Below are 14957 nucleotides of genomic sequence, written 5' to 3'. Positions count from 1 at the left end.
TACGGCGCTATCTCTTCGCCTTTCGCCAGCCTGCAGTGCGCGCCTGATCCTTTGTGCAGAACCATCGTTCGCCCTTGCCGGCCGAAATTACCGTCTCATCGTAGTGTTCCTGCCCCGGCAGATGGCAGATTCTCTCGCCAGTACTCACGCTGATGTTGCCCTTGGCAACCCTCTTAGATCGCCTCAATCGGCGGTCAATCGCGAGAGTCGGTGCATATCTGCATCGTCGGCCGCGCGAGACGGCGTTGGCCGGACGTTGCCGAAGTACTTTCTTTCGATCCCGCCATAGCTCGTCGGCCCGCCCAACTCGGTTAGACGCATCTGGAACATTTTGGCACCAACGACGAGCTCAACAGGATTGTTGCCATGATTGAACAGCTCGATCGGGAAACACCCCCGAAACCCGGGCTGCATCATTGTATTCACCGCAATTCCCAGTCGAGTGTAGCTGCTTCGGGTCAAGACATCGGCGTAAACATCCGAGGGAAGCGCAACGTACTCTAGGGTAGTCGTAAGGACGATTTGATCTGGATACAAAATGAACCGTTCGCCGAGCTCGCGTCTTGTCGGTTGGAAGTACGACGATACAGCTCGAAATCCTGCATCATCTTTGGACACGCCAATGTACGGACGGCGGGTCACGATAGAAACCAGGAAATCGTAGCCTAGGCGCAAATCTGTAGTCAGTTCGCCAATTTGGGCTGGGTCAAGCAAGGGCTCGATCCACAGCCCTTCGGGACCCGATTTGTTTAAACGTTCGAGCAGTTCCTGTTTGATCACGGACTTACGCTCGACCACAGCTGTCGCAACGAAGAATTTCTGACGGACTTTTCCGTAAGGTCATTGATGACGCGAATTATTTCCAGTCGCTGAGCTCCTCTGGTCCAGGGGGCCCCGGCTCCGTGCAGGGCCTTTGCCATGTATGACCAGCCTGCAGGAATAATCCCATGAAGCTCAGCTTCTCCTGTGAGGGTATAGGGACGTATGTCATCAAATGCCGATTCAATCTCGGGAACAACAAAGCGGCGCTCAAGCCTAGGCATTCCGAGGCGGCTCAACGTGTCTTGAAACATCGTAAGCTCATCGAACGATTCGTCCGCCAAAAAACCTCGAATTACCTCGATCCGTTCGCTGGTTGGCGGATGTGTAGGCGTTCTCTCTCCGAATGGATGTACTGCGTTCAGACTATCCGCGATCGCGGATCCAACATAGCAAGCTGCGAAGAGGTCCGCAAAATGCTCACAACGATGCCGACGTACGACATCTTGTACGACCTCTGAGGCTCCTTCGATTGGCTCAAGAAGCATCGTGGTTTCAGTAATATTGCGCGTCAGGTCCACAAAATGCCCGAGCTCGTGGTAGAGCGCGCTACAGAACAGTGGCATGTGCTTATACAATCGAGGCACGCCAATGAAGATCAACCGGCTATCGGGAAGCGGATGCTCATATCGCGTGAGCACCTTGGCGACAAATTCCCATGGATCACCGACTTTGAGATGGAAATCCTTTTCATCAGTTAGCGCCGTAGTAACCAGGCATTTCTCCGGCAGCCAGTCCGCGATGGCGAATCGCATACAATATTCGATTTCGTACGGTAGCTCTTTTGTCGTCGATCCTTGCAGATAACGATGGGTGATCCAGGCTTTCTCAGAGAATGAGCGAACGATCTCGTCGTCATATGAAGGTGATACGGTAAGGACATGGTCCACCGTATCTATGAGTGCACGTGTGTGCGCTTCCAGCGCCTTATTGAAATAGGGCGTCTTTGAGAGCTGCGAGAGGCTTTCAAGAAGTAGACTAAGGTCAGTCCGCGGATGCAATGGCCGGCTCCAAGCTTAGGAGCACTTTATGCGCGATTTCGGGGCTTACGTCACCAATTCTATCGACTCCGTCCAGCGCGTCTCTGAGACCAGAAATAATGTGGAAGTCGTTGGCCAAGTGTACTGCTTGAGGAATGACCTCCGGCGAGATGCTTTTCGGGTCCGCGTAAAGCGCCCGCGCCTGATGAAGTACACAGTCAAAATGTTCTGAGAGTCGGGGTGGCAGGTCCCTATTGCCTCGGTCAATGAGAAGAAGTGCGAGCCGGAAGAACTCAAGACGCCTGAGGTTTTCCGACGGCATCGCCGCAAACATACCCTTGCCCCATCCCTGCCGAATCAACGTGATTGTTAGCAGGCCTGAGTCAAGAGGAAAGCGATATTTTTAGAAAGATGTTCTCGTCAGCTGAGTTGTGAAGTCAATCACGCTTGGTTTCCAGGTGTCCACTGTCGGCGCACCACTCTACGGTGCCTTTCCGCAACCAAAAATGGCATTGGCAGCCATCTGTTCGACGGACTGATGGCGCCAAAGTTGGTCGACCCAGCCAATCTAAAGCTATGGACCATCTAGGTCGTCGGCTCTGACTCAACGAGAGCAGAAGGGACGTACCGCAGCCGGAAGGACATTGAGCTGTTACCCACTTGGGGATTCTCTTAGGACCGACGATGAACAATACGCCAGGTGTCAACGCATCGGGTGGAGGCATGTCCGTCGACCGACGCGCTAGGAAGTCAGGGCGTTGAATAGCTCCTGCCCAAGCCAAAATGTTGCAGAGAATTCTTGCGATCACGTCAGCCGATCCTTCCAAGAAAAGGCTTAACATCGCCGACCCCGTGGATGCGATCGTTGGCGCAAACACGGCAAGGCTCTGACGCGGCACCGGGTCGGAAGTCTTCAACTTGTCCGAACTTACGGACCCTGTTTGCGATCATTCCGCTCGATCCACGAAACCGCTGAAACCTCTGGATCATCTCTTCAATCGCCATCGTGGCGACCGAGGTCGTGAATGAAACGACGGCGGGCGCTGGATTCCCTTCACCACGAACGTATGCTTCCGACTTCCGCCGTTCGTACTCTTCCGGGTCGGCTCGCTTTAACGCCTCTTCGGCCGCGATGGCTGGATTAACGATCCTGCGACAGACGAGACAAGAAGCGCCAGGCTCTAAAACGGTGACACGGCCATCGGCTTCCAGGATATTTTCGCCGTGGCGCTCCGATACGCGAAGTGCGAGGCCCAAGTCGACGACCGGGATCAGATAGTAGTAAGCTAGTCTGCTCAGGAGCGCGCGCCCGTCATGGTCGTCGGTGCAGCCGAAAATGAGGTCCATCGACTTCAGAGCGTCGCGGCATTCGGGGGTGCCGATCCACGTATCGAAGGTAGCAACCTGCGTTCCGAGTCCCATCCGTTCGACCTCGCGTCTGGCGACGTCTACTTTGCGCCGACTATCCCGTGCATCGGCATGGGTGGCTCCGTACAGTCGGTTGAGGTTCGATTCTTCTACCGTATCTGGGTCGAATACCGCCAAATACCCAACGCCCATTCTGCCAAGCTGCTGAATGAGTGGACTGCCCGTTCCCCCAGCACCAACGACACCTATCCGCAAGCCCTTCATCGTCCGATTGAAGGCCGATCCCAATGCTAATGCTTGCCGTGCAAGCGCCGGGTCAGCGGTCTGCTTTGCTTCAGCTGGGCGCATAATGTTCCAGGCTGAACTGACGGTTCTAACGGTCTCGAAATCGAATAACCTATCGGGAGATGTCCAGACCCTTCCTATGATTGCACCTTCACCTGAGAACAACATGCTTGGAACGAGCGCAGCAGCGCCGTTGCGATTCTGCGCCAAACGCACGAGCTCGGCTTCGTTGCGATCATCCTGCGAAGAGAATTTCGAAGGACCGCAAGGATGCGAATGAGCGATACCAACATGGAGGCCCGTGCGCTCGGCTTGGCCGAGCAGTTTCACAAAGCGATCTGTACGCCAGGAAATGTGACGTTCGTCCGCTGAAGTGATCTCTTCTGGCTCGACCGGCAGGACGTCTTTCACCAATAATCGGATTCGCTCCTCGCCGCTAAAAGGGTCCCTCTCAATTCGCGAGAGTCCGCAGAGAATGTATGCCGCATGCTCCGCCCCGTCGGGGCGAAGCAGTTCGGTTTGGAGAAGGCGTAAGTGCTTCTCCTGAATCGTCATGTCGGACGTGGTCACGCTGCAATCTCCAACGCGCGTTCGATGCGACGCAACATGGTCCAGATGCCGTCGATGCCGGGGCGCCACGCGGGATTGTGACGCGACCAACGCTGCCACGTTTGACCGGCAAACGCGTAGGGTTGGTCGGCAGCTTGGGGATAGCGATTACCTTTGACTAAACGAACCCAAGGCATCAGGTAAAACATGTCCGGCGCGCTGTCGGGATATGATGCCGGCAATAGCACCAGTATATCTGCGGTGCCGATGTCAAACCGGCCGCTCGGCAGGTTAAGACCCTTCAGAACGACTGCCTTGACAGCACCTGCTGCCCTTTCCTCGAACGCGATCCCGTGAGTTTCGAGATATTCCCGATCTTCGGACGGCAATATCAGGGCTTCAGAACCCTCGGTCGTGGTGTCGATCCCTGTGAAGAACCGTTCGACGCCATCGGCCTGCAGGTCGATCTCCTCGTTGTTGCCGATAAGCCGGTCGTCCCCGACGCGTTGCGCCAGCCAAACGCCATAGGTGGCAGGATCGACTCCGGCCAGCCGTTTCAGTTGGAGTCCGGTAATGAAAGGAAGGCCCCATTCAAAACGGCGACCATCCAACGTGAAGCGGAAGGAGCGATCACTCTTGAAAGTGATGAAACGCTCCCGTCCCGCACGGCGAAGATCGACACTTTCGTCGAGGCGGATTTCTTCGAGTTGACCGTCTTCGAGCTTTTGAAAAACGAGATACTCGTCAGTGGGGAAAAGTCTTGCGGCTTGCAAGATTTGCTCACCTGTGACGATCGGGTCAGAAAAGGAGTGAACCGTATCGTTGATCGCGACCTCAAACTGGCCGTGGCCGGTATGAGGAGGAGTCAGGGTATCTTGGTCGGACATTGTAAGGCTCCGTTGCGAGTGATGGCGGTGATCGCTCATCACTTAATGCATAAATAGTAGCTATTTTTTAGCTATGCAATAGCTGCTTAGCGTATATTTTTGGTTGACTTTTTCCAGTCGGCGCCGTAGATTGCCGCGCCCTGAACGAAAAGGAGACGATATGAAAAAAACAATGACGCTGAATCTGACCGATGCCGAGATGCAGGCGCTTGAGAAGCTGTCTGGCAAAAAAGACTTGACCAAAACCGCCGTTCTTCGTCAGGCGCTCAAACTCTATCAGCTGGTTGATGTTCGCCTGGAGCAGGGCGGAAAGCTGTTTTTTGAGGACGATGCGACGAAAGAAAAGGCCGAGCTAATGGTGCTGTAACACCCGTGACATCGCATTCCGTCTTTCTGAAGGATAAGCAGACCGGCCAAGTCGTGGCGGCAGAACTCGTCGAAACAATTGATGAGTCGCATTTGCGCTGCGTGGAAACCGAATGGATGCCAATCCTTTTTAAGCGCGTTCAGCAGCTTATCGACCAAGGCCAGCCTCGGCAGGATTGGCCACAAAGCTGGCACTGGAATTGGCGTGCTAAGATGGACCGAATCAATGGACTCCTTGCTTTCCGGACGTTCGCACTCGTTTGCGAGGGCCGTACCCAGGGATTGATGCAGATCAACACGGCCAAGAACGTTTGTCGCCTTCCGGAACAAGTGGGCAAGCATCTCGCTTATGTCGACTATGTTGAGACCGCACCTTGGAATCGTTCAACTGTCGTCACCCAGCCCCGCTTTGGCGGGGTGGGTGTAATCATGATTCGCGCTGCGATCGAGGTCAGCCAAGAGGAAGGATTTCGCGGTCGTATTGGCCTGCACTCTTTGCCTCAGTCTGTAGGCTTTTATGAAAAGGCCTGCAGGATGAGCGACCTCGGGATCGACGGCACAAAAGAAAACCTCAGATATTTCGAGATGACGTCAGAGCACGCGACGTTATTCTCAAGGTAGGAAAACCATGAAACTCGCCATCACGAGGGAGTGGTTCGAACGCAAAGCCGAGCTGGAAGGCGATTTGGAGATCGCTGCTGGCTTGCTTGCAAGGGACCCATCCCCGGTGGATGCCGCTGATCAGCGAGCGTCTTCCCAGTCCGATACCCAACCGCGAATCGCTTTCGGTTCGCTCGTCGAGTACCTGCGTCGAAAACGTGGGCTCAGCATGGAAATGCTTGCGGAAAAGGCAAGCATCGACATCGTTGAGGTCATGAACATCGAACGCGACGCCCATTTCCGACCCGAACCACGCACAGTCTATCAGATCGCTACAACCTTCGGCTTGCCCAACAAGGCGCTGCTGCAGCTCTCCGGTAATTCTACAGCGCGCGATACTGCGATACACGAACACGCATTGCGATTTGCAGCGCGTTCTGGCGAGTCGGTACAAAGCCTCTCCAAAGAGGAGAAGCGAGCACTCGAAGAATTTATAGCGTTCTTGGCCAGGCAGTAGGAACACCGTCGTGCGGAACATTCTTTTGAGCCGCCCGACGGCTGCTGACATCGAGACTCAAGTCCGGAAGGTGCTTAGGGGGCTCGGCAATCCCGAGCCTCCGCTACAACTGAAAGACGTTCGCGAGCTTCTGCGGTTAGATCGCGGCTACTACTCGTCGCGGAATGATGGCTTCTTGAGAGAGATGATCAGCAAACTATCGGTGGCAGGCGCCCAGATCATTGAGCGACCGACCTTACTGCTGGACGCTGTACGAAAGTTCGATCTTCGGGCGCTTTATCTCCCGGACCGCAAGCGTATCCTCCTGGACCAGTCACAACCCGACGCGAAACAGCGATGGAACGAAGCCCACGAAATTGGACATAGTCTTCTCCCATGCATGCCGACCTAATGCTGGGTGATCACGAACAGTCCCTAACCCCCGGTTGTCACGCTCAGATCGAGGCGGAGGCCAACTACACTGCCGGCCAACTTCTCTTTTTGCAGGAGAGATTTGTTCATGCAGCCAACGATTCGGTGCCCAGCCTTTCAGCTGTGCGGGACCTTAAGAGTGACTTTGGCAACACATACACCACCACCTTCTGGCGCTATATCGAAGGTGCCCACACCAATCTGCCGATGGTCGGTTTGATCGGGGCACATCCGAAGCGACCGTCAGGGACGTTCAACATTTCACGCCCCTTTCGTCATTTGATCGAGTCGCCGGCTTTCTCCGTAGCATTTGGAGGCGTTACGCCGGCCGAACTACACCGTGCCATCACATCATATTGTGGGCCGCAAAGGGCAGGGCCTCTCGGATCTGCAGAACTGGTCCTGCCTGACGGCAACGGAGACCCGCACGTCTTTTTCTTTGAGTCCTTCTCCAACACGTATGATTGCCTGACGTTGGGGATTTATCAGCGTCGTCACTCTCGCGTTGTCGGGTTTTAAGCCCACCTTGTCATTCAGGCGGTTCAATGTCGTCGGCACGAGATCGGGAGAGCAGGTCGCATCATCGGCGTCGGCATCGGCAGCGAGATAGTTGGAAGAGACACCGCATGGTCTTGCCATCGGCACACTGGCCACCATAGTGGGCGGATAGGCTTGAGGTTGGAAGGCACAGACGCTATTTACAGGCCTGAGGTAGGGACTCAGGGGACAGACCGGGTACGGACTGTTGACCAAGACACGGTACGGACCTTGACCCATGGTCCCACCTACTCTATGTTCTACCCTATCGGTGCAGATCGACTGAGACCCTACGGGGTCGATAGCGCCGATGTCGTCAGGGGAACCTGATCACTTGCCTAGTGCTGTGGGCCTTTGGGTTTGACATTAGTCGAGGACATATGGGGAGGCTTCGCGCCTCCCCACCCGTTTCAGAAGTACGCTTCCCCCAACATCGTCATGGCCGCCACGGTACCGAAGGGCACCTTCTTCCTGACGTTGACTATGTTGGTCCGGACGTACCCGCTCTCCACATACATGTCCAAGGGGTAGGATCCATCGACCATGCCGTGGACATCCGTCCTTTTCACACGGAAGAACACGCAGTAGCGGTACTGCGCTCCCTCGGCGGGCTTGGCATAGAGCTGGTAGATGGTCCAGTTGGACTCGTAGGTCAACGACACGGTGGTACTGGGCTTAATGAAGAGACCCTTGATCATCTCGCAGAGCTTCGGGGTATGATCGTACCGCTGCCTACAGAACAGCCTTAGGGGTAACACCTCAACCACCACGTCGTCTTCCGCCTGGACTTCGCCGTCTTCGAGCGAACGTGAATAGCAATGGTTGCTGTAGCGGATGCTGACCTTGAACTTGGTCTTTTCGCCGCCCTTGGGAGCCCAATCAAACTCGCCGAATGATTGGGACAGGTGTTCCAGCGCGAGCTTTTCCTCGCGGTGCGTGATGAATTCTGGATGCATGATGAACCTGTGATGGCGGGCAAAAGTAGTCTCTGCTTTCGTATATAGCGGTTTGGCGGCCGCCTGCGTCCGATTTGCTAAAAAAGACGATGCAGAACGATGATCTCTGCATCTGGCGACCTCGAAAGTTGCATCAGGACTGCCCATCATCGGGGATACCCTTCAGGGCATCTGCCTGATCTCGCAATCACTGGATGCGCCAGCCGGGATGTTGGTCCGATTCGACGTCGGCGAGCACGCTCGCATATCACACTCGTCGACAGGCAAAACGCTGGGCTACAATGGGGGAGAGATGGTCTTGGCCATCTCTCCCCCACGAATGCCGCCTGCGCAGAGCGAGGCCGCCCGCTCGCAAGGCGGAACTGACCACAACAACCAATCAATCCGATCCACCCCGCTCGACGCGCAGCCCAGCTCCGCTCGCCGGCATTTGCCCCCCTCTCTGCCGTGCGCTCACGCGCCCCCGGAAGGCATGCCGAGGGGCATGCCTTCGGCATCTAACGGAAAAGGATCAGAACCATGACGATCAACGGGACAAATGCGAAGACCACAGCGGCCAGCGAGAGCGGCACCGAGGTTTTCATTCCACTGAACAAGCTGAAAAAGTCGCCCCGCAATGCGCGTAAGACCGCGCATAGCGGAGCGATCATCGAAGCCTATGCCGCGAGCATCGCCGCCAAAGGCATCCTGCAAAACTTAGTGGTGGAGCCGGAGCTTGACGGGGAGGGAGCAGAAACCGGCTTCTATTTTGTAAGCATCGGCGAAGGCCGCAGGCTGGCGCAATTGCTGCGCGTGAAGCGCAAGCAGATCAGGAAGACCGAGCCGATCCGCTGCGTCGTTGACACCGTGAATGATGCGCATGAGATCAGCCTGGACGAGAACATCACTCGCGAGGCGATGCATCCCGCCGACCAGTTCGAGGCGTTCCGTGAGCTTCACGAGGAACGCGGATGGGGTGCGGAGGAGATCGCCGCCCGCTTCGGCATCAGCGCGCATGTCGTGCGGCAGCGCCTGCGGCTTGGCGCGGTCAGCCCCAAGCTGATGCATGTCTATCGCGAGGAGGGGCTGACGCTCGACCAGTTGATGGCTTTCGCCATCACTGACGATCACGTCCGGCAGGAACAAGTGTTCGAAAGCCTCATGTACAACCGCGATCCCTACATCATCCGCCGCGAACTGACGCGGACGCATGTTGCAGCGAACGACCGGCGAGCCGTCTTCATCGGCGCGGAAGCCTACATGGAAGCTGGTGGCGCCATCCTGCGCGACCTGTTCACCGAGGATCGCGGCGGCTTCTACGAGGATGCAGCGTTGCTCGACCGCTTGGTGATCGAGAAGCTGCAAGGCATCTCGGAAACCGTCAGGCAAGCCGAGGGCTGGAAATGGGCAGATGTCCATATCGACTTCCCCCACGCAAACGGTTTGCGCCGCACCTACCCCCAACCGGTGAATTTGTCGGATGAAGATCAAGCTGCCTTTGCGACGGCATCCGACGAGTTCAACCGGCTCACGGAAGAATGGAATAGCGCCGAGGAACTGCCGGATGATGTCGATCAGAGTTTCGGCAGGCTCGAAGCCGAGATCGAGCGCATCGACGCTTTGCGTCATGCCTTCGATCCTGATGTTGTCTCCCGTGGCGGCGTGTTCGTCGTACTTTCCCATGACGGATCGGCGCGCATCGAACGTGGCTTCATTCGCGCCGAGGATGAGTTGCCGGAGCAGGAAGCGGTAACGTTGCAAGGCGGTGAAGGTTACGCCGTCAACGACGATGGCGAGATCATCGAAGCCGGCACCGGTTCGGATTGCGATGGTGGGAACGAGGAAGAAGCTGAGGACGACGGCAAGCAGCTGTCTGATCTTCTTGTCCGTGATCTGACCGCCCATCGCACGCTTGGGCTTCGTCTTGCGCTTGGCGAACAGCCGGACATCGCCCTTGTTGCGGTCACCCATGCACTTGCCGCGCAGACCTTCTACCAAGGCGCGGAAGCCCACTGCCTCGAAATCCGCCCGACCAGCATCCATCTCGCCGGGCATGCGGACGGCATCGAGGATACAGCGGCAGGCAAGGCACTGGCGGATCGACATGCGGAGTGGGCTGCGGACATGCCTCGCGATGTGGCTGACTTGTGGGGCTTCATCGCGCCCCTCGACCATGCCAGCGTCTTGGCGTTGTTCGCCCATTGCGCCTCGCTCACCGTCAATGCCGTGAAGCAGCCTTGGGAGCGCAAGCCTCGCGCTCACGAGACTGCGGACAGGCTTGCGACAGCGGTCAACCTCGACATGACGGCACATTGGACGCCGACCGTCCGGACGTATCTCGGGCGCATCACCAAGGCATATATCCTCGACGCCGTGCGGGAAGCTGCCAGCGCAGAGGTGGCAGACAGGCTGTCGGACCTGAAAAAGCAGCCGATGGCGGAAGCCGCCGAGCAGTTGCTCGCCGGGACCGGATGGCTGCCTGCAGTCTTGCGCACCGAGCAACTTGCGATGTCTGCTGAACAGCAGCACGAAGCAGGTGAAGATGTCAGATCGGCGGACGTTTCCGAGCTGGACACGAAACCCGCTCAGCCTGACATGATCGAGGACGCCGAGGCCTTTAACGTCGCCGCCGAGTGACCCGCAGCGGGCCGGAGCCGCCACGCGGCTCCGGCATGCCTTTCAAGAATTTTCGGCCGCGACATTGGCGCGGCCGGACACCTCGACAGCACGACGTTTAAGATGCGCAGGAATCTGGATGAGGTCCCGAAAGACGAACATCGTCCCGGCGCGAGATCACCCTGCTAACTGGCGCCATACCTCAGCATCAGGTGCCTTGTGCGGAGGCATCCCGTCTCCCGCACGCCTCACCGTGCGCGAGTAGGTCAGCGTCGCGGGATTATTCGGCGATGCGGCGGAGGATCGGGTGTGATGAAGTCTTCCTCGCTTTCGATCTCAACCGGGCTCACATCCAGTCGACTTGAGACCTGAAATCGTCGCGGTGTTTGACGGCTTGGAGGTCGCTGCCCTCAGCAATCACTCGGTCGCCTTCGGAGCCGCCCCGAACACGATGTCGGTTCAGCCCAAAGATTAGGGAAATCGGGCGTCCTTGCGTCACCTGTTGGAGTAGGACCAACATCGCCCTGGCGCTTGAGGTAACGTCTCTTACCGTATTGGAGAAGTGTCGCGGCGCGGGCGACAATGGCCGTGACCGATCTTAGCCCCTGTGGCGTTCCTTCCGCGTATTCTTTCCAAGCCACGCCCACGGCGTCCTCGACTGGATTGGGTCTGACCGAAGACCGCCTTCGCTTCACTCAGTCTCGATCGTGTTCCCGCAACGACGTCGCTGCGTTTTCTTCCCCTGTCCGCTGCGCGTCCATTCCTCGCGATTCAAGAAAGCCTCGCGCCATCGTCTTCCACTTCGTTTCAGCCTCTTCGGGGTGCGGGCCGATCGTCTCCGGTCTCACGACCACCATCGAGGCCGCGATGGGCGCGGCCCGAGAAAACAAGAAGGAACCACCACAATGGCTACGATCGGCACTTTCTCCCGCACCGCGAGCGGCTTCTCCGGCTCGGTCAAGACCCTCAACCTCAACGTCAAGACGGTAACGTTCTCCCCGGCCGACGGCGACAACGAAAAGGGTCCGGACTTCCGCATCTTCGCCGGCGCCACCGAGTTCGGGGCGGCATGGAAGAAGACCTCGCGCGAGGGCCGCGACTACCACTCCGTCAAGCTCGACGATCCAAGCCTCCCCGCTCCGATCTACGCGAGCCTGGTCGAGACCGACACCGAGGGCGATTTCTCGCTCATCTGGTCCCGCCGCGCCGCCGAGTGATCCGGCCCACAAAACGAAGCCTCGCCGCAAGGCGGGGCTTCTCCGTGTTCAGGTTCGCCACACCATGGCACCGTTGCCAGGTGCAGCATGCTAGGCCTTGGCGGCGGCCTTCCTTGCTTTCTTTACCGGCGACTTAACCGCTGTCGAGGTGGTTATCGCCGCTGCGGCGCGAGCCGCTCGCTTTGGCTTCTCTGCCGCGGCTGGTGTAGGCGTCGCCGCCTTGCGCCCGAGCCCTATTGATTTCGCCAGGGCCGAGCGGGTAGCCGCGTAGTTCGGCGCCACCATCGGATAGTCGGATGGCAGGTTCCATTTCTGCCGGTATTCGTCGGGGCTCAGATTGTAATGGACTCCGATATGGCGCTTCAGGGATTTGAACTTTTTTCCGTCCTCCAGACAGATGATGAAGTCCGGCGTCACCGACTTCTTGATCGATACTGCCGGTTCCTGCTTGACCATAGGTTCCGTCGCCGGCGTGCCGATACCTTTCAAAGCGGCATGGATATCGCCGATCAATTTCGGCAACTCGCCGACCGGTAGTGGATTGTTCGACACGTAGGCGGCGACAATGTCAGCCGCTATCGACACGGTATCCAGTTGGCCGTCTTGTTCGAGAGAAGTGGTCATACAGTTTTTTCCTCTTATTGTATCGGACGAATTAAACGTCGTTTGTTTTCCCGAGCCCGCCAATGTCGCAAATAGTGCGTTTGCTTACTACAATCCACACCCCTCGCCAATATTGTAAAGGTAAGCTTCGCTTTCATCGTTCTGATCGCCTGCGGATAGCCTTGCCGATCCGTCGGGAAGCGAGGAACTTCCCCTCGCTTCCCCGCCATTGCCGCCTGTGCAGAGCAGGGCCGCCGGCTCGCAAAGCGGCCGACCGAAGCAATTTGTCGCGATCAATTTCCATCCGCTTCGCTCAACCGTGCAGCCCGGCTCCGCGCGCCCGCATTGGCCCCCATCACTCCCGCGCGCTCACGCGCCCCCGGAAGGCATGCCGGGGGACATGCCTTCGGCATTGACGGAAAAGGAGTGATCGCAATGAACATGACCACCATCATCAACAGCGAGAGCAACAACCAGCAGCAGATGGCGTCCAGCGGCTTTCGCGTGGATATCTCGCGCGGCGAGCGGATCGGGAGAGTTTCCTCGGAATGGTTTTTGCGCCCCGATGACGAGCGTTTTCTGAGCCTCACCGAGCTTTATCATGCCGTGAAGCAGCGAGCGGACCGCGCTACTGCCCGCACTGTCGAGAGCCGCGCCGTGCGCGTGGAAGCGACCCGCGACAATGCAGAGCGGCTTTCCCTTCTTGTCCCCGGACAGGAGCAACCTATTGCTCCGACGCATTGGAGTTTTGGCCAGCTTTGCAGCCTTGTTGGCGCACCGGCCACCTACATGCGTCAGCTTCCTGCGCCTCTGGCAGGCATCAATTTGCAGTATGGCCTTTTGAGCCATCGGGCGGAATTGATGAAGACCCTTGAGACGGAAGACGGTCGCGTTGAACTTCGCGCGGTGACCGGCCCGGACTATGGCCGTATCTGGGATCATGAGCTTGTCGCCGCCGTCATGAAGATCGCGGGCAATGGCACCGGGGACACCATGTGGAAGGTGCCGGGCGTTCTGGATTGGGCGACGATGACGCACAATCCTTTCGTGGATATCACCAAGGACACCACCACGCTTTACGCGAGCGACCGAGACGTGTTCCTGTTTCTTGTCGACGACACACACCCGATCGAAGCCGGACGGCTCCCGAATGGCGAACCGGATCTGTATTTCCGTGGCTTCTATTGCTGGAATTCGGAAGTCGGCAGCAAGACGCTGGGCATTGCGAGTTTCTATCTCCGCGCCGTTTGCATGAACCGGAATCTTTGGGGCGTCGAGGGCTTCGAGGAAATCACGATCCGGCATTCGAAGTTTGCGGCACTTCGTTTTGCTCATGAGGCAGAGCCCGCTTTGACGAACTTTGCGAACTCAAGCCCCGCGCCGTTCATCGCCGGCATCAAGGCCGCGCGTGAGAAGATCGTCGCCCGTAGCGACGAAGACCGCGAAAGCTTCCTGCGCAAGCGCGGTTTCTCCAAGGGCGAAACAGGCAAGATCATCGAGGCTGTGTTGCAGGAGGAAGGCCGCCCGCCGGAAAGCATCTTCGATTTTGTGCAGGGCATGACTGCACACGCCCGCAACAAGACGTATCAGGACAGCCGGCTTGAACTGGAAGGCAGGGCAAAGGCTCTGTTGGAAAAGGCGGCATGAGCATACGAAAGGCCGCGCAGCAAAAGTTTCGCCGCGTGGCCTTTCAGGTCCGACGCATCAACGAGACCGTCATAGCATAAGGATATGTGCCGACTAGTTCATCGGGGCGTGCGGCTGTTTGAAACACGGCGGCCGCTCGCCGGGCTCTGCCCGGCTCGCGATCCGACTGCTGCCAATTGAGCACAGCAACCAGAAATTCGTTTTGGATTTCAGAGGTCTGATTTCGCCCTTGAGCAGATCGACTGCTAGCGCTTTCTGGCGGGCATACTCGGAACTGTTGTCACCTCATCTAGAATATCATGGGGATCGAAGCCTATCGTTTCAGCCAGATCGAGGAACTCGATCACGTCCAAGCGCCGCCCTCCCGACTCGATGGCTGCGACTACTGATTGGTATCGATCGATTGCTTTTGCCAAGTCGGCCTGGCTCAAGCCTGCAGCTTTGCGCTTGTCCACGATCAATTGGATGAGTCGCAAATGTCTTGGCGACCGAAGTGTCTTTTGCATTCGCTGCCGGTCCTTGACGAAGCCGGCAGATCAATTAAATGGAAATCCAGATAACCAGAAAATCTGGTTATCTGGTGAATGCAGCCACTTGTGCTTCCACGACTTTTGGTGTGC

16 protein-coding genes are annotated in these 14957 nt (G+C 57.4%); 7 read left to right on the top strand and 9 right to left on the bottom strand.

The features are described 5' to 3' along the window. Positions 1–7: 7 nt before the first annotated feature. The 6 genes from NLY33_RS29595 to NLY33_RS00545 form a co-directional block, all read right to left on the bottom strand. A complete protein-coding gene (locus NLY33_RS29595; RefSeq protein ID WP_084565739.1) occupies positions 8–187 on the bottom strand; it encodes a sunset domain-containing protein in 180 nt (59 codons plus the stop codon). Next, complete coding sequence (gene dcd, locus NLY33_RS00560; RefSeq protein ID WP_023707941.1) at positions 184–780, bottom strand: dCTP deaminase; 597 nt, start codon at positions 778–780, stop codon at positions 184–186. Before dcd ends, NLY33_RS29595 begins: the two co-directional genes overlap by 4 nt. Continuing rightward, positions 777–1820: a M48 family metalloprotease gene (locus NLY33_RS00555; protein ID WP_156932571.1), complete on the bottom strand. Its 1044-nt coding sequence runs from the start codon at positions 1818–1820 to the stop codon at positions 777–779. The genes dcd and NLY33_RS00555 overlap by 4 nt, the downstream gene beginning before the upstream one ends. Positions 1821–2236: 416 nt before the next feature. Next, the gene (locus NLY33_RS29450; RefSeq protein WP_353620311.1) at positions 2237–2524 is read right to left on the bottom strand and encodes a ubiquitination-like system serine protease family protein; all 288 of its coding nucleotides are present in this window, start codon (positions 2522–2524) and stop codon (positions 2237–2239) included. Positions 2525–2609: 85 nt separating this feature from the next. Continuing rightward, positions 2610–4022: a ThiF family adenylyltransferase gene (locus tag NLY33_RS00550; protein WP_023707937.1), complete on the bottom strand. Its 1413-nt coding sequence runs from the start codon at positions 4020–4022 to the stop codon at positions 2610–2612. Then, complete coding sequence (locus tag NLY33_RS00545) at positions 4019–4888, bottom strand: multiubiquitin domain-containing protein (protein WP_023709135.1); 870 nt, start codon at positions 4886–4888, stop codon at positions 4019–4021. Before NLY33_RS00545 ends, NLY33_RS00550 begins: the two co-directional genes overlap by 4 nt. A gap of 160 nt (positions 4889–5048) precedes the next feature. Here NLY33_RS00545 and NLY33_RS00540 point away from each other — a divergent pair, with 160 nt between their 5' ends. The 4 genes from NLY33_RS00540 to NLY33_RS00525 are packed head-to-tail and all read left to right on the top strand — an operon-like array spanning position 5049 to position 6762. Then, a complete protein-coding gene (locus NLY33_RS00540; RefSeq protein WP_023707935.1) occupies positions 5049–5255 on the top strand; it encodes a transcriptional regulator in 207 nt (68 codons plus the stop codon). A 5-nt stretch (positions 5256–5260) separates the two neighbouring features. After that, a complete protein-coding gene (locus tag NLY33_RS00535) occupies positions 5261–5875 on the top strand; it encodes a GNAT family N-acetyltransferase (RefSeq protein ID WP_023707934.1) in 615 nt (204 codons plus the stop codon). Between the two features lie 7 nt (positions 5876–5882). Continuing rightward, complete coding sequence (locus NLY33_RS00530) at positions 5883–6371, top strand: helix-turn-helix domain-containing protein (protein ID WP_031196117.1); 489 nt, start codon at positions 5883–5885, stop codon at positions 6369–6371. 10 nt (positions 6372–6381) lie between these two features. Further along, positions 6382–6762, top strand: a complete 381-nt coding sequence (locus NLY33_RS00525; protein ID WP_245261054.1) for a M78 family metallopeptidase domain-containing protein — start codon at positions 6382–6384, stop codon at positions 6760–6762. Between the two features lie 967 nt (positions 6763–7729). Here NLY33_RS00525 and NLY33_RS00520 read toward each other — a convergent pair. Then, complete coding sequence (locus NLY33_RS00520; RefSeq protein WP_156932570.1) at positions 7730–8425, bottom strand: YjaZ family protein; 696 nt, start codon at positions 8423–8425, stop codon at positions 7730–7732. A gap of 369 nt (positions 8426–8794) precedes the next feature. Between NLY33_RS00520 and NLY33_RS00515 the strand changes: the two genes are divergently transcribed. Beyond that, a complete protein-coding gene (locus NLY33_RS00515; RefSeq protein ID WP_023707932.1) occupies positions 8795–10891 on the top strand; it encodes a ParB/RepB/Spo0J family partition protein in 2097 nt (698 codons plus the stop codon). A gap of 884 nt (positions 10892–11775) precedes the next feature. Continuing rightward, complete coding sequence (locus NLY33_RS00510) at positions 11776–12087, top strand: DUF736 domain-containing protein (RefSeq protein ID WP_023707930.1); 312 nt, start codon at positions 11776–11778, stop codon at positions 12085–12087. Positions 12088–12177: 90 nt separating this feature from the next. Here the strand turns inward: NLY33_RS00510 and NLY33_RS00505 are convergent, their stop codons facing one another. Then, on the bottom strand, positions 12178–12711 hold the full coding sequence (locus NLY33_RS00505) for a Ros/MucR family transcriptional regulator (RefSeq protein ID WP_023707929.1): 534 nt from the start codon (positions 12709–12711) through the stop codon (positions 12178–12180). A 420-nt stretch (positions 12712–13131) separates the two neighbouring features. Here NLY33_RS00505 and NLY33_RS00500 point away from each other — a divergent pair, with 420 nt between their 5' ends. Next, a complete protein-coding gene (locus tag NLY33_RS00500; protein WP_156932580.1) occupies positions 13132–14337 on the top strand; it encodes a DUF932 domain-containing protein in 1206 nt (401 codons plus the stop codon). A 245-nt stretch (positions 14338–14582) separates the two neighbouring features. Here NLY33_RS00500 and NLY33_RS00495 read toward each other — a convergent pair whose 3' ends face one another. Further along, the gene (locus NLY33_RS00495; protein WP_023707927.1) at positions 14583–14843 is read right to left on the bottom strand and encodes a helix-turn-helix transcriptional regulator; all 261 of its coding nucleotides are present in this window, start codon (positions 14841–14843) and stop codon (positions 14583–14585) included. Between the last annotated feature and the right edge of the window lie 114 nt (positions 14844–14957).

Origin of the sequence: Mesorhizobium sp. C432A, assembly GCF_030323145.1 — a bacterium.
GTDB lineage: Bacteria > Pseudomonadota > Alphaproteobacteria > Rhizobiales > Rhizobiaceae > Mesorhizobium.
This window is presented reverse-complemented; position numbering and strand designations above follow the sequence as displayed.